This is a genomic window from Streptomyces sp. NPDC002018 (assembly GCF_042890865.1).
Lineage (GTDB): Bacteria > Actinomycetota > Actinomycetes > Streptomycetales > Streptomycetaceae > Streptomyces.
Genome location: NZ_JBIASO010000002.1, coordinates 43,799 through 59,965, shown reverse-complemented (window position 1 = coordinate 59,965; position 16,167 = coordinate 43,799). Strand labels below are relative to the sequence as shown.

Annotated in this window: 7 protein-coding genes; 6 read left to right on the top strand and 1 reads right to left on the bottom strand. The window is 73.3% G+C overall.

Annotated features, from left to right (window positions below; genetic code table 11):
* Window positions 1–23: 23 nt before the first annotated feature.
* From fxsT (ACFYYH_RS03750) to fxsT (ACFYYH_RS03725), 6 genes are all read left to right on the top strand, one after another.
* Entirely contained in the window at window positions 24–3,044 is a 3,021-nt protein-coding gene (gene fxsT, locus ACFYYH_RS03750) for an FxSxx-COOH system tetratricopeptide repeat protein (protein WP_388545465.1), read from the top strand.
* Window positions 3,045–3,163: 119 nt separating this feature from the next.
* Window positions 3,164–3,658, top strand: a complete 495-nt coding sequence (locus tag ACFYYH_RS03745; RefSeq protein ID WP_388545462.1) for a CU044_2847 family protein — start codon at window positions 3,164–3,166, stop codon at window positions 3,656–3,658.
* A gap of 140 nt (window positions 3,659–3,798) precedes the next feature.
* The gene (locus ACFYYH_RS03740; protein ID WP_388545460.1) at window positions 3,799–4,755 is read left to right on the top strand and encodes an AAA family ATPase; all 957 of its coding nucleotides are present in this window, start codon (window positions 3,799–3,801) and stop codon (window positions 4,753–4,755) included.
* A 7-nt stretch (window positions 4,756–4,762) separates the two neighbouring features.
* Complete coding sequence (locus ACFYYH_RS03735; RefSeq protein WP_388545458.1) at window positions 4,763–6,700, top strand: hypothetical protein; 1,938 nt, start codon at window positions 4,763–4,765, stop codon at window positions 6,698–6,700.
* Window positions 6,681–8,048, top strand: a complete 1,368-nt coding sequence (locus tag ACFYYH_RS03730; RefSeq protein WP_388545456.1) for a CHAT domain-containing protein — start codon at window positions 6,681–6,683, stop codon at window positions 8,046–8,048. Before ACFYYH_RS03735 ends, ACFYYH_RS03730 begins: the two co-directional genes overlap by 20 nt.
* Window positions 8,049–8,923: 875 nt before the next feature.
* A complete protein-coding gene (gene fxsT / locus ACFYYH_RS03725; RefSeq protein ID WP_388546310.1) occupies window positions 8,924–11,902 on the top strand; it encodes an FxSxx-COOH system tetratricopeptide repeat protein in 2,979 nt (992 codons plus the stop codon).
* Between the two features lie 138 nt (window positions 11,903–12,040).
* Here the strand turns inward: fxsT (ACFYYH_RS03725) and ACFYYH_RS03720 are convergent, their stop codons facing one another.
* The gene (locus ACFYYH_RS03720) at window positions 12,041–15,913 is read right to left on the bottom strand and encodes a multifunctional oxoglutarate decarboxylase/oxoglutarate dehydrogenase thiamine pyrophosphate-binding subunit/dihydrolipoyllysine-residue succinyltransferase subunit (protein WP_388545454.1); all 3,873 of its coding nucleotides are present in this window, start codon (window positions 15,911–15,913) and stop codon (window positions 12,041–12,043) included.
* Window positions 15,914–16,167 lie beyond the last annotated feature (254 nt).

Sequence of the window (16,167 nt, the reverse complement as noted above, 5' to 3'; positions counted from 1 at the left end):
TGACGATGCAGGGAGACGGTCGAATGCCCGCAGTGCGTAAGCCAGTTGGCGCAACCGGGCCGCAGGCTGTCACCATCAGTTTCGCCGGTTTCAACCGGGCCTGGGCGGCCTGGATCGGGGACCGTCTCGAACGGCGCGGACTGGCGGTCGTCTACCAGCGCTGGGACCCGCCGGACGAGATCCCGCTCGCGGAGTGCCTGCGGGATCTGCTGCTCGCGCCCGGCCCCGTGCTCGTCGTGCTGAGCGAGTGGTACTTCCAGCTCGGCCCCCGGGGCCATGACGAGTGGAACGCCGCCCTGCGCGAGGTGGTGGCCGCCGAGCCCGGCCGCTTCGCCGCCGTCACCGTCACCACGGCCGCCCTGCCCAGCGCCACGGCCGCCTTCGCCGCCGCCGACCTGACCACCGTCGGGGAGCTGGAGGCCGAGCGACGGGTGCTGACCCGGCTGGGCCTGCCGGCCGAACCCCTGGGCGACCAGGGAGATCTGCGGCGCGGCCCCCGCTACCCGGCCGACTCGCCCGACATCTGGGGCGGGGTGCCCCGGCGCAACACCCGCTTCACGGGCCGGGAGCCGCTGCTCAACGAGGCCTATCACGCCCTCCAGGAGGCGGGACGCGGCGCCGGGGTGGTGACCCTGCACGGGATGTCGGGGGTCGGCAAGACCCAGCTCGCGGCGGAGTACGTGTACCGCTTCGGCGCGGAGTACGACGTGGTGTGGTGGGTCTCCGCCGACAAGCGGGTGACCTGCCGCCAGAAGCTGGCCGAACTGGCCCCGGCGCTCGGCCTGTCCACGGGGGTGGAGTACGGCGAGCGGCTGCGCGCGGCCCGGGACGCGCTGCGGCGCGGCGAACCGTACAGCCGCTGGCTGCTCGTCCTCGACGGGGCCGACGAGCCGGACCAGATCTGGGACCTGGTGCCCACAGGGCCCGGTCATGTGCTGATCACCGCGCGCAACCCCGAGTGGGGCGAGCACAACAGCACCCTGCTGGAGGTCCCCGTCTACGACCGGGTGGAGTCGGTGGCGTTCGTACGCCGTCGTGCCCCGCGTCTGACGTACGAGGAGGCCGGCCAGCTCGCGGAGGCGCTGGAGGACCTGCCGCTGCTGCTGGACCAGACGGCCGGCTGGCTCAACGACTCCGACATGTCCGTCGACGAGTACATCACGCTCCTCGAGGACGGCATCGACCAGGACGTGGTCAAGGTCTCCGCGGACTTCCCGCTCGCCTTCCAGACCGGCTGGTCGATACTGCTCAACAAACTCCGCGAGACCGTTCCCGAATCGGTCGACCTGCTCCGGCTCTGCACGTTCTTCGCGCCGGGCGCCATCCCCGTACGGCTGGTGCGCGACCTGCCGCCGGAGGATCTTCCGGAGAAGCTCCGCGGCCTGGTGGACGACCCGGTGCGCTGGGCGCGGGCGATCAACAAGCTGCGGCAGTACGCGGTCGTGCGCGCCGCCGGGGTCGGTGAGCGCGAGGTCCACGACTCGGTGAACGGGGAGGGCCTCTCCGGCACCGCGGGCGACGCGCTCTACATGCACCGGATGGTCCACCAGATCGTCCACCAGGACATGCCCGCGCAGGACCACAAGGAATTCATCGAGGTCGTACGGCGGGCCCTGGTCCAGGCCGACCCGGGCCGGCCCACCGACACCCGGCTCTGGCCCCGGTACGCGGAGATCACCCCGCACCTCAAGTGGGCCGACGTGCTCAAGAGCACCGACCCCGCGATGCACACCCTGATCCTCAACTGCCTGCGCTACATGTACCTCTCCGGTGAGTACCGGGCGGGCATCAACCTCGGCGGGCGGGCACTGGAGGCCTGGCGCGACCTCCTCGGCGAGACCCATCCGAGGATCTGGGACCTCAGCTACCACTACGCGAATCTGATGCGCGCCGTGGGCGACTACGCCGGTACGGAGGCCATCGAGCGGGCCGCGGTCGACCATCTGCGCGAGGAGAAGGGCCCCCAGGACCTGGAGCATCTGCGGGCCGCGGGCGGGCTCGCCGCCGATCTGCGCGGTCTCGGCCGCTACCAGGAGGCGTTCGAGATCTCCGGCTGGATCCTCACGTCCTTCCGCGAACTCCTCGGCGAGCAGGACTCCCGCACCCTCAACGCCCAGAACAACCTGGCCATCTCGCTGCGGCTGCTCGGCCGGTACGAGGAGGCACTGGACCTCAACCGGCGCACCCTGGAGGCCCGTCGACAGCTTCTGCGGCCCCGCCACAGCTGGACGCTCTACTCGGAGATCAACTACGCCACGGACCTGCGGCTCCTCGGCCGCTACAGCGAGGCCGAGTCGCTCCAGTCGCAGAGTGTCCGGGTGCACCGGATGGTCCTCGGCCGGGACAATCCGCAGACCCTGCGCGCCGAGTTCAATCTCGCGCTGTGCCTGTACCGCTCCGGCGACCGCGGCAGGGCCGGGGAGCTGTTCACCCAGGTCCTGGAGAGCTGCGAGCGGGTGCTGGGCGAGAGAGACCCGCTGACCATGATGTTCGCGGCCGGACAGAGCTGCTTCGCCCGTGAGCACGGCGACATCGACCGGGCCATGGACATAAGCGGCCGTGTGGTCGACGGCTATGTGGCGATGCTCGGGGAGGGCCACCCCTATGTGGCGGGGACCCGCTCCAACCACGCCCTGATCCTGCGCAACGTCGGCGAGCGCGACCAGTCGCTGGACCTCACCGAGAACGCCCTCGCCGATATGACCAGGGCCGTGGGGGAGGCGCACCCGTGGACACTGGGCTGCGCCATCAACGCCTCCGCGCTGCGCAACATCACCGGCGACGCGGAGGGCGCGGCGGCCCTCAGCGGCGACACCATCACCCGGGCCACCGATGTGCTCGGCCGTACCCACCCGCTGACGCTCTCCGCCCGGATCGCCCACGCGGCGGACCTGCGGGGGCTGCGGGACGCGCGGCGCGCCGAGAAGTTCGAACAGGAGGCCCTGGGCGACCTGGTGGCGACGCTCGGCGCCCAGCATGTGCACACGGTGGCGGCCCGGTCCCGTATCCGGCCGTACTGGGACTTCGAGCCACCGCTCACCTGACCGCGGCCGCGCCCGCGCCGGGCGCGGTTGAGCGGGGGCCGTACGGGGGAAAGTGCGGAGACACCGTCAGCAGGGTGACGGACGGGCGCACCGGGGCCCGGGGTACGAGGGGGGACGCAATGACGGTCATCGTGGGGCCCGTGGCGCCGGGGGAGGACGGGCCCATTCCCGTGGTGGTGGGCCCGGCCGACCACTTATCGGACCCCTTACCGGGGCCGGGCGGCGGTTTCGACTCCGTGTACGAGGACGAGGAGACGCGGGACGGGGCGGCCCGGCGCGTCATCCGGGTGGCCACGGACACCTACGGCGAGGGTCTCGACCTGGCCCGGCGCTGCGCGTCCCAGGCCATGCGCAGACTCGGCGATCTGGGCGGGGGGCTGCGGCCCGACGAGATCGAGTTACAGGTCTCGATCACGCTGGACGCGGGGCTGGCGGCGGTGGTGAAGGCGGGGGCGGAGGCACAGCTCCAGGTGACGTTCCGCTGGCAGCCGGGCGGGGCGGAGGCCCCGGCGGTCCTTCAGGCCGGCGGCCCGGGGGACGGCCCCGGGGCCGGTCCTGAGAGCCGTCCCGTGGTGGACCCGGCCCCGGGCACGGCGGCGGGAGCGACTCCGTGACGGAGGAGACCGACGGCGCGGTCCGGCCGGCGGCCCCGGTGCCCGCACCGGATTCCGCGCCCGCGCCCGCGCCCGCGCCCGTACCCGTACCCGCACCCGCACCTGTACCCGAGCCCGGGTCCGTACCGGATTCCGCGCCCGTGCCCCCATCCGTAGCCGCGCCCGCGTCCGTGCCGGCCATTCCGATCCTTCCGTACAGCCGCGTCGTCGGGCAGGACGACCTCAAGCTGGCGCTGGAGCTGAACTTCATCGCGCCCGGCATCGGCGGCGTCCTGATCACCGGCAGGCGTGGCACCGCCAAGTCCACGATCGTCCGGGCGTTCGCGCTGATGGCCCGCGGTGAACTGCCCGTCACCCTCCCGATCAACGCGACCGACGACCGGGTGCTCGGCGGCTGGGAACTGGACGCGCTGATGCGCGGGGAGGCCAGGGAACAGTCCGGACTCCTCGAAGAGGCCCATGAGAAGGGCCTGTTGTACATCGACGAGGTCAATCTCCTGGACGACCATCTCGTCAACATCATCCTGGACGTCGTCTCCACCGGTGTGCTCTCCGTCCAGCGCGAGGGCATCGCCACGGCCAGGCATCTCTCCTTCGGGCTCGTCGGCACGATGAACCCCGAGGAGGGCGGGCTGCGCCCCCAACTGCTCGACCGCTTCGGCCTCATGGTGACCGCCGCCGAGCTGGACACGGAGGCACGCCATCGCATGATCATGACGGTACTGGCCTTCGACGAGGAGCTGGCCAGGAGCGAGTCGCCCTGGCGGGCCGAGGCCGAGCAGGAGAACGCCGCCCTGCGGAGCGCCCTGCTCGCCGCCAGGGCCGCCCTTCCCCGGGTCGACGTGCCCGAGGCGGTCAGCATGCTCTGCGCCGAGTGCGCGGGACGGTTCTCCGCCGTCGGACACCGGGGCGAACTCGTCACCGCGCAGGCCGCCCGCGCCCTCGCCGCGCTGGAGGGCGCGGAACGGACCGAGCCCCGGCACGTCCGGCAGGTCCTGCCGTTCGCGCTGCGCCACCGACGCCCCGAGGCCACACACGGGGGCACCTTCGCGTGGGGGCCGGACGACGACGCCCGTGTCGACGACCTCTTCGGCTGAGCGGGCCATGGCCGCGCGTTCCTCCGCGAAGGATCCGGCGCGGGTCCCCGGTGAGCCGCACCGGCGGCTGCTGACCGCCCTGGTCTGCGCCGCCGTCGAACCGGGGCTGCCCGGTGTGCTGCTGTTCGACCTGCCGCCGGACCTCGTCGCCCCCGTCACCGAGGTGTTCGCCGGGCTCCTCGGCCGTACCGCCGGGCATCCCGGCCGTACCGCCGGCGACTCCGGCGCACCCGCCGTGCCCCGTACCACCCTCGGAGCGGCCACCCGGGACGAAGACCTCTGGGTGCGCCCCCGGCTGACGCGCGGACCCGACGGCATCCGCTTCTCCCTCGCACCCGGTCCGCTCACCGAGTCCGCCGCCGGGCCCTCCCTGGTCGTCGTGCCCGATCTCGCCCGGCTGAGCGTGTCCGGTACACGGGCCACGGTCCAGCTCCTCGGCGCCGACGCCGCCACCGTCGAGCACTCCGGGCTGCGCCGCCGCTGGCAGCCCCGCGCCCGCTGGCTGGCCGTGTGCCGGGCCGAGGACACCGAGCGTGTCTCGCCGCATCTGCTCGACCGGTTCCCGGTCAGGCTCTCCGTCGCCGGACTGTGGTCGCTCCCGGCCACCGAGCCCCTCGGCCCGCTCCCCGGGACCTGGCGTACGGCTCTGGACCGGGCGGCTGCCCTGCCGGCGGACCGGCCGGCGCTCACCCTCGCCGACGAACTGGCCCCACGGGTGCTGGAACTCCTCGGGCCCGACGCCGGTCACCGCCGGGCCCTCGCGCTCGCCCGGATCGCCCGCGCCCTGACCAGGCTCGACGGTGCCACCGAGGTCACGGCGGCCCGCGCCGACGAGGCCGCCCGGCTGATCGGGCTGCCGTCCGCCCCGAGGGCGCCCGACGACGGCCCTCCCGTGCCCGGCACCGGCAGCGGCCCGGGGACCGCCGCACCGCGCCCGCCGGCACCGCTCCCCGGACCCCGCCGTACCCCGCGCCGTACGGTCCGGGGCTCCGAAGGCCGCCACCGCGCGCCCGCGGAGCGCCCGGTGCTCGCGCCCGAGCCCGCCGAGAGCATCGGGCCCGGAGCCGCCCCCGGCGCCTCGGCGCCCGCCACCCCCTATCCCGAGGACGAGGCCGCGCCGCTGCCCGAGTTCGCGTCCCTGCGCACCCCCTGGCGGCGCACGGCGGGACCCGGGGCGGCGCGCGGTCCGGTGGTGGGGGTACGCAGGTCCCACGATCTGCGGGACCTCGCGCCGGTCCGTACGGCCATGGAGGCCGCCAAGTACCAGGCGGTGCGCGGGCGTCCCGACCGGCTGGCGATCGCACCGAGCGATCTGCGCGGGTACGCCCGCGCCCCCGAGCCGGAACGGCTGCTCACCCTGGTCCTCGACCACACCTGCCGGGCCGGCTGGAACTGGCACGACGCGCTCGAACCGTTCCTCCAGTGGGCCTATGTGGGCCGGGCGTCCGCGCAGATCGTCGAAGTGGGCTCCCGGGGCGCGGCGAGCGAACTGCGCGCGGAGTCGTTCACCGCGCGCAGTGTCCTCGACCCCCGGATCGGGGCCGCGCTCGCCCGCGCGCCCGGCCGCGCCACCCCGCTGGCCCACGGACTCGAACAGGCCGGACAGGCACTGCGCCGCGCCTTCCAGCACCACCGGGCGGGACTGGTGGAGGCCTGGCTGGTCGTGGTCACCGACGGCCGCGGCAATGTGCCGCTGGAGGCCAGCCACCGGGGTGAGCCGGCGGGCGGTCCGGTCGGCCGCGCGGGGATCGACGACGCGCTCGCGGTCGCCGCCCGGATCAGCGGTATGGACCGCACCCGGCTGCACACCGTCGTCCTGGACCCGCTGCGCCAGCCGTACGCCGACCTTCCCCATCTGCTCGCGGACGCCCTCGGCGGCACGGTGATCGAGGGGCGGTCCACGGAGTCGGTGAGCGGGACGGGGGGTGACGGGATTGGGCGGTGAACCGCACCGGCTGGCCCGGTGGCTCTCCGGCTCCGGTACGGCGGGCGCACGGCTGCCCGGACCGGCCCGGCGGCCGCTGCCGACCCCCGTACCCGCGCATGCCGAGCGGGGTGAGCCCGAGGCCCTGGGCGCGGCCCCGGTGGATCCCGGCGCCCGCCTCCCGGACTCCATGGCCGTGATCAAGGTCGTACGGGGGCGGCACGCGAGCGGCCGGGAGGCGTTCGGGTTCAGCGCGCGCTGCGAGGGGCTCGCCCCGCTGCCGTACACCACGGGCCCCACCCAGTTGCGGCCCGCGTCGATCGGTCTCGGCAACGCCCGCGCGGGTGGTGAGGCACCGTCCGAACTGCTGCGTGCCATCCGGCGCTGGTCGGCCAACCAGCGTCTGCTCGCCGACTGGATCAACCGCGCCCGCGCGGAGCACGGCGCCGCGCTGCATCTGCTGGTCTGGGACGACACGGGATACGAGCTTCCCTGGGAGACCCTCTGGCTGCCGGCCGACCCGGAACACGGGCTGGCCGAAGGGCTGCTCGGCGCGCTGGTCGTGATGTCCCGCTGGACGACCATCCATGAGCTGGACCAGGATCTGCCGCAGGACCCGGGCGCCTGCAACGGCCGGGTGCTCGGCTACTTCCACCGCGAGATGCGGCACGACATGGCGGCCTTCCAGCCCTACGCCCACCAGGCCCATCTGACGATGAGCGGTTTTCTCGACGCCCTGGAGGAGCACCCGGGCGAACCGACCGGACTCGTCTATCTGGCCGCCCATGGCACCTACGACGAACGGCTGAGCGCCCTTTCCCTCGCCGAGGTGACCTGGGCGGAGCTGGACGAGCGGCCCATGGCCGTACTCCACGAGGACCGCTCACTGGTCTGTCTCAACGCCTGTCACTCCGGACGGTTCGTGGACAACGGCGCCGGGGGCGAGGACGCCCTGCGCGGCTTCGCCGAACTCTTCCTCCGCAAGGGCGCGGGCGGCGCCATCGTCACCGCGGGCAAGGTCGGCGACACCGAGGCGCGCGATCTCATCGGGCGGCTGGTACGGGAGGTGACGGCGTCGCCCGAGCGGCCCGTCACGCACTCCCTGCGCGCCTTCCGGGCCCGCGCACTGGAGGACTTCGGGCCCCTGACGGACATCCCCCGGACCCGTCATGATGACGGTGAGGTCGACAGGGACGGTCAGAAGCGGGTGCTGCGCCTGCTGTACAGCTTCATGTTCCAGTACTACGGCCATCCCCTCACCACCCTCCTGCTCTCCGGCCGGCACGACGGCGACGGTGGCGACGGTGGCGGTGGCGACAGCGCTGACGGCGCCGAGGGCGGCGAGGGACCGGAAGGGGGCGGACCGTGAGCGGCGCGGAACAGCCCCTGCTGATCGAGCCCGTCGTCAGCCGGCCGCGTGAGGCGGAGGCGGGCCGCGCCTATCTGGTCACGGTGGACCTGCGCGGCCCGCTCGGCCCCGGCGGCGCCGACGGCACGCCCGACTGGCCCTACCGGGAAGAGGAGTTCACCTTCACCGTGGGGCTCGACGGCTCCCCGTCCTTCGTCTGTGAGGTGCTGGACGACCCCGGAGTCGTGCTGCACCGCTTCGGAGGCACCTACGGACCGGCGCGCTTCGTGGTGACGGCGGGACGGACGGCGGGCCCCGCCTCGCTGTGGCTGACCATCAGCAACCAGTGGGGCATGCCGGTGCGCAAGGCCGAACTGCCGTGCCACATCAGGGAACCGGGGAGCGGGGAGGGACGGCCGCAGGCGCCGGTCGTGGGGTATGTGGCCCATACGGCCGACGCCCTCGACGCCCTCGACGCCTCGGACACACCGGAGCCCCTGGACACACCCGGGCCCACGGACGCGCCCCAGCCCACGGACAGTCCCGGGTCCACGGACAGTCCCGGGTCCACGGACAGTCCCGCTCCCGGCGACGGCTCGGACCCCGGCGACGGCCAGGACCGTAGCCCCGGTGCCGGCGGCCACGACGGCGGCGCGGCCGGCGCCGACGGTTCCGGCGTCGCATCCGCGCCCGGCGCCCCGCCACCCCGGGCGGGCCGGCTCCGCGCCTTCCTGGACCGGACGGTCCGCCCCCGGCCGCAGGCCGGGGAACCGCCCCGCGGGCCCGGCCGCCCCGGACCGGGCGCCGCCGGACCGGGCAGCACCGGACCGGACGCCGCCGTCCGCCGTGAGCGGCCGGGCCCGGAGGGGGCCGGGCCCCCGGGCCCCGGCCGCCCCGTGCTGATCGTCTCCGCCGGTGTCGACCGGGCCTGGGCGGCCTGGATCGGGGACCGCCTCGAACGGCGCGGCCTGGCGGTGGTCCACCACCGCTGGGATCCGCCGGACGGGACGCCGCTCGTGGAGTGCCTGCGCGAGCTGCTGCTCGCGCCCGGTCCCGTGCTCGTCGTGCTCAGCGAGTGGTTCTTCCGGCTCGGCCCCCGTGACGACGACGAGTGGGACACCGCGCTGCGCGAGGTGGTGGCCGCCGAGCCCGGCCGTATCGTCGCGGTCGCCGTCACCCCGTCCGGTCTGCCCGCCGCCGCCTCGCTGCTCTCCCCGCTGTCCCTGACGGATCTCGGCGCCGCCGAGGCCGAACGGCGGCTGCTCCCGGCCTTCGGTCTGGCGGCGCCGGCCGAGGCGGCGCGGACGGGCCTGGGCCCCCGCTATCCGGCGGACCCACCGGCGGTCTGGGGCGGGGTGCCCGCCAGGAACGCCCGGTTCACCGGCCGGGAGCCGCTGCTCAACGCGGCGTACCGGGCGTTCCAGGAGACGGGGCGCCGCGCCGGGGTGGTGACCCTGCACGGGATGTCGGGGGTCGGCAAGACCCAGCTCGCGGCGGAGTATGTGTACCGCTTCGGGGCGGAGTACGACGTGGTGTGGTGGGTGCCGGCGGACAAGCGGGTGACCTGCCGGCAGAAGCTGGCCGAACTGGCCCCGGCGCTGGGCCTGTCGACCGGGGTGGAGTACGGCGAGCGGGTGCGCGCGGCCCGGGACGCGCTGCGGCGCGGTGAACCGTACAGCCGCTGGCTGCTCGTCCTCGACGGGGCCGACGAACCGGACCAGCTCCGTGATCTCGTGCCGGCGGGGCCCGGCCATGTCCTGATCACCTCCCGCAACCGCGAGTGGGCCGAGCACAGCGGCACCCTGCTGGAGGTCCCCGTCTACGACCGCGAGGAGTCGGTGGCGTTCGTACGCCGCCGGGCGCCCCGCCTGACGGACGGGGAAGCGCGTCAGCTCGCCGAGGCGCTGGAGGACCTGCCGCTGCTGCTGGACCAGACGGCCGGCTGGCTCAACGACTCGGAGATGTCGGTCGGCCAGTACATCGAGGTGCTCCAGGACCGCATGGACCAGGACGTCGTCAGCGTCTCGGCCGATTTCCCGGTCGCCTTCCAGACGGCCTGGGCGATCCTGCTCGGCACCCTGCGCGAGACCGTTCCCGAGTCGGTCGACCTGCTCCGGCTCTGCACGTTCTTCGCGCCCGCCGCCATCCCCGTACGGCTGATCCGCGACCTTCCGCCGGACGCGCTCCCCGACCGGCTCCGATGGCTGGTCGAGGACCCCGTGCGCTGGGCACGGGCGCTCGGCAAGCTGCGGGAGTACGCGGTGGTGCGCGTGATGGGCACCGATGAGCGCGAGGCCTCCGGGGCCCCCGGACCGGAGACCGTCCCGGGCCCCCACGGCGGCGGGGGCGACCTGCTGACCATGCATCGGATGGTCCACCACGCCGTCCGGCTCAGCATGCCGGCGCAGGACCACGAGGAGTTCCTCGGGGTCGCGCGCCGCGCCCTGACCGCCGCGGATCCCGGCGACCCCACGAAGGTCGCGCACTGGCCCCGGTACGCGGAGATCACTCCCCATCTGATCTGGGCCGACGCGCTGATGAGCACCGATCCCGCGACACACACCCTGGTCCTCAACTGCCTGCGCCACATGTACCTCTCCGGTGAGTACGCCGAGGGCATCGACCTCGGCGGGCACGCCCTGGAGGCCTGGCGCGGACTGCTCGGCGAGACCCATCCGAGGATCTGGGACCTCAGCCACCACTACGCCAATCTGATGCGCGCGGTCGGCGACTACGCGGGCACCGAGGCGATCGACCGCGCCGCCGCCGCGCATCTGCTCGCGGAACGGGGCGGGGCGGACCTGGAGCATCTGCGGGCCGCGAGCGGGCTCGCCGCCGATCTGCGCGGTCTCGGCCGGTACGAGGAGGCCTTCGAGCTCTCCGGCTGGATCCTCGCCTCCTACCGCGAACTCCTCGGCCCTGAGGACTCCCGTACCCTCAACGCCCGGAACAATCTGGCCGTCTCACTGCGGCTGCTCGGCCGGTACGAGGAGTCCAGGAGCCTCAACCGGAGCACGCTGGAGATACGGCGCAGGGTGCTGGGCCCCGCGCACCGCTGGACCCTCTACTCCGAACTCCACCACGCGGTCGATCTGCGGCTGCTGGGCCGCTACCGGGAGGCGGAGACCCTTCAGGCGGAGAGCCTGCGGGTCCATCAGCGCGAGCTGGGGCCGGACAACCCGCAGACCCTGCGGGCCGGGCACAACCTGGCGCTCTGCCGCTATCTGGCGGGCGATCCGGCCGGTGCCAGGCCGCTGTTCGCGCAGACGCTGGAGCGCTGCGAACGGGTGCTGGGGGAGAGCGATCCGCTCACCCTGATGATCGCGACGAGCTGTGCCTGGCTGGAGCGCGAGACGGGCGACCCGCTGAGGGCGCTGCGCCGGCACACCGCGGTGGAGGAGCGCTATACGGCGATGCTGGGGCCCGGCCACCCCTTCACCGCGGGCGTTCTGGGGAACAGGGGACTGACGCTGCTGGCGCTCGGTGAGCGGCGCGCCGGGGACGAGGCGCTCGGACGGGCCCACCGCGCGATGCGGGACGCGGTCGGCCCGGACCATCCCTGGACCGTCGGCTGCGCGCTCAACGCGGCGGCGGCCCGGCTGATGACGGGCGACGCGCACGGCGCCCTGGAGCTGAGCCGGGACAGCGTCGCGAGCGCGTCGCGCGCCCTCGGACCGGAGCATCCGCTCACCCTCGTCTGCCAGGTGGGGCTCGCCGCCGCGCTGCGGGCGGTACGGCGCGCGGAGGAGGCGGCGCGCACGGAGGAGGCGGCGCTGAGCGGGCTGTCGGCCACGCTGGGGCCGCGGCATCCCCTGACGGTCCGGGCGCGCGGCCGGTCCCGTACGCACTGGGACTTCGAGTCGCAGACCATCTGACGCCCCCGGACCGCCCCGGTGCGTCCCGGTCCGCCGTGGCGACGGGCCGCACGGCCGTGGCGACGGGCCGGACAGCCCGGGGGCCCGGCCCCGCGACGATCGCGGGACCGGGCCCCCGGGTGTGTACCGGCGTGCGGGTCAGGCGTCGAAGACCTCGCTGACGAGCTGCTGCTGCTCCGCCTGGTGGCGCTTGGCCGAGCCGACCGCGGGGGACGAGGAGTGCGGGCGCGAGATGCGCCGCAGCCGCTCGCCGTGCGGGATGTCGGCGCCGACCGCCAGGTCCAGGTGGTCGATCAGGTTGAGCGCGATGAACGGCCAGGCACCCTGGTTCGCCGGCTCCTCCTGCGCCCACAGGTACTTCGCGGCGTTCGGGAACTTGGCGATCTCGGCCTGGAGTTCCGCGCCCGGCAGCGGGTACAGCCGCTCCAGACGCAGGATCGCGGTGTCCGTGATGCCGCGCTTCTGCCGCTCGGCGTCCAGGTCGTAGTAGACCTTGCCCGCGCAGAAGACGACCTTGCGCACCGCGTTCGGGTCCACGCTCGTGTCACCGATCACCGGGCGGAAGCCGCCGCTGGTGAACTCCTCCGCCTTGGAGGCCGCGGCCTTCAGACGCAGCATCGACTTCGGGGTGAAGACGACGAGCGGCTTGTGGTGCGGGTTGTGGACCTGCCAGCGCAGCAGGTGGAAGTAGTTCGACGGCAGGGTCGGCATGGCGACCGTCATGTTGTTCTGGCCGCACATCTGGAGGAAGCGCTCCGGGCGCGCGGACGAGTGGTCCGGGCCCTGGCCCTCGTAGCCGTGCGGCAGCAGCAGCGTGACGCCGGAGGTCTGGCCCCACTTCTGCTCGGCCGAGGAGATGAACTCGTCCACGACCGTCTGCGCGCCGTTGACGAAGTCACCGAACTGGGCCTCCCACATCACCAGCGCGTCCGGCCTGGCCAGCGAGTAGCCGTACTCGAAGCCCATCGCCGCGTACTCGCTGAGCAGCGAGTCGTAGACGTTGTAACGGGCCTGCTCGCCGGTGAGGTACTGGAGCGGGGTGTAGTCCTCGCCGGTCTCCTGGTCGACCAGGACCGCGTGGCGCTGGCCGAACGTGCCGCGGCGGGTGTCCTGGCCGGAGAGCCGGACCGGGGTGCCCTCCATCAGCAGCGAGCCGATGGCGAGGGTCTCGCCCATGCCCCAGTCGATCGTGCCGTCGTCCACCGAGGAGGCGCGGCGCTGGAGCTGCGGCAGCAGCCGGGGGTGGACGGTGACCGTCTCCGGGATGCTGACCTGCGACTCGGCGATCCGCTTGACGACCTCCTGCGAGACCCCGGTCGTGACGGAGACCGGGAACTCGGCCTGGACGCCGGGGACCTGGGCCGGGGCGGGCTGCGAGGTGGCCTCGCGGACCTCCGCGAAGACCTTCTCCAACTGGCCCTGGAAGTCCTGGAGCGCCTGCTCCGCCTCTTCCAGCGTGATGTCGCCGCGGCCGATCAGCGACTCGGTGTAGAGCTTGCGCACCGAGCGCTTCTTGTCGATCAGCCGGACCATCTGCGGGTTGGTGAACTGCGGGTTGTCGCCCTCGTTGTGACCGCGGCGGCGGTAGCAGATGAGGTCGATCACGACGTCCTTGTTGAACGTCTGGCGGAACTCGAAGGCGAGCCGCGCGACCCGGACCACGGCCTCGGGGTCGTCGCCGTTCACATGGATGATCGGCGCCTCGATCATGCGGGCGACATCGGTCGCGTACATGGAGGAGCGCGAGGACTCCGGGGCGGCGGTGAAGCCGACCTGGTTGTTGATGACGATGTGCACCGTGCCGCCGGTGCGGTAGCCGCGGAGCTGCGACATGTTGAGCGTCTCCGCCACCACGCCCTGGCCGGCGAAGGCCGCGTCGCCGTGGAGCGCGAGCGGCAGCACGGTGAAGTCCGTACCGCCCTTGTTGATGATGTCCTGCTTGGCGCGGACCACACCCTCCAGGACCGGGTCGACCGCCTCCAGGTGCGAGGGGTTGGCGGTGAGCGAGACCTTGATCTGCTCGCCGTCCAGACCGGTGAAGGTGCCCTCGGCGCCCAGGTGGTACTTGACGTCGCCGGAGCCGTGCATCGACTTCGGGTCGAGGTTGCCCTCGAACTCCCGGAAGATCTGGGCGTACGACTTGCCCACGATGTTGGCGAGGACGTTCAGCCGGCCGCGGTGGGCCATACCGATGACGACCTCGTCGAGCCGCGACTCGGCCGCGGCGTCCAGGACGGCGTCCAGCAGCGGGATGACGGACTCGCCGCCCTCCAGCGAGAACCGCTTCTGGCCGACGTACTTGGTCTGGAGGAACGTCTCGAACGCCTCGGCCGCGTTCAGCCGGCGCAGGATGCGGAGCTGCTCCTCGCGCTCCGGCTTGGCGTGCGGGCGCTCCACCCGGTCCTGGATCCACTTGCGCTGCTTCGGGTCCTGGATGTGCATGAACTCGATGCCGGTGGTGCGGCAGTACGAGTCGCGCAGCACGCCCAGGATGTCGCGCAGCTTCATCATCGACTTGCCGGCGAAGCCGCCGACCGCGAACTCCCGCTCCAGGTCCCACAGCGTGAGCCCGTGCTCGGTGATGTCCAGGTCGGGGTGCTTGCGCTGGAGGTAGTCCAACGGGTCGGTGTCGGCCATGACATGGCCGCGCACCCGGTAGGAGTGGATCAGCTCGAAGACCCGCGCGGGCTTGGTGACGTCCTCGTCGTGCGAGGCGTCGATGTCCTTGAGCCAGCGGACCGGCTCGTAGGGGATGCGCAGCGCCTGGAAGATCTCGTCGTAGAAGTCGTTCTCGCCGAGCAGGAGCTGACTGACGATCCGCAGGAACTCGCCGGAGGCGGCGCCCTGGATGACCCGGTGGTCGTAGGTCGAGGTCAGCGTCATGACCTTGGAGATGCCCAGCTTGTTCAGGGTGTCCTGCGAGGTGCCCTGGAACTCGGCCGGGTAGTCCATCGAGCCGACGCCCATGATGACCGACTGACCGGGCATCAGACGCGGCACGGAGTGGACCGTGCCGAGACCCCCCGGGTTGGTCAGCGAGACGGTGACACCGGTGAAGTCGTCCATCGTCAGCTTGTTGCCGCGGGCGCGGCGGACGATGTCCTCGTACGCCTGCCAGAACTCGAAGAAGTTGAGCGTCTCGGCCTTCTTGATGCCGGCGACGACGAGCTGGCGGTCGCCGTTCGGCTTCACCAGGTCGATGGCCAGACCGAAGTTGATGTGCTCGGGCTTGACCAGGGTCGGCTTGCCGTCGCGCTCCGCGAAGGAGTAGTTCATCGACGGCATCGCCTTGAGCGCCTGCACCATCGCGTACCCGATGAGGTGCGTGAAGGAGATCTTGCCGCCGCGTGCGCGCTTGAGGTGGTTGTTGATGACGATGCGGTTGTCGAAGAGCAGCTTCACCGGGACGGCGCGCACGGAGGTGGCCGTGGGCAGTTCCAGCGAGGCGCTCATGTTCTTCGCGACGGCGGCCGAGGGGCCGCGCAGCGTCACGTACTCCGGGCCCTCGTGCGCCTCGGCGGGCTTCGCCGGGGCCGCGGGCGCGGCCTTGGCGGCCGGCGCGGCGGCCGGAGCCGCGGGGGCGGCGGGCGCGGCGGGGGCCGCCGGGGCGGCGGGAGCCGCGGGCGGGGCCGTCCGCACCGGAGCGGGAGCGGGAGCCGAGGCCGCGGGGGCCGCCGGAGCCTGCGCCGCCGGGGCCGGGGCCGGGGTGGCGGGCTTGGCCGGGGCCGCGGGCGCGGCCTGGGCCGGCGCGGCCTGGGCCGTGGTCACCGAGGCACCCGCGACCGAGGTCACGGCTCCCTCCGTGGGATCGCCCGCCGTGCCGGACGTGCCCGGCTTGTAGTCGGCGAAGAAGTCCCACCAGGCACGGTCGACCGAATTCGGGTCCTGGAGGTACTGCTGGTAGATCTCGTCGACGAGCCATTCATTGGCTCCGAAGGCAGCGGCAGGGTTCTTGCCCTGCCCGTCTTCGTCGGTCGAGATGCTCGCGTTACTGGGGGACTGAGACGACACGGCGTGAACCGCCCTCTTCCGCTTCACAAGGTGATGGACAGCGGGAATCAAGGCTACGCCTACCAGGCCTTCAGGTGCAGGCCGGGCGTGCCATCGTCGCGCAAGTCACATCCGAAGGCGGGTTTCGGTGGCTGAAATGGCGGGAAACAAGCGGGGTTCCGCACCGGCGGGGCCGCGTCGGGGCAGCGTCGGGCCGGCGGAGGAGCACACGGCGTCGCGGCGAGGGCCGGGCCGCGGCGCGGTGGCTCCCCTGC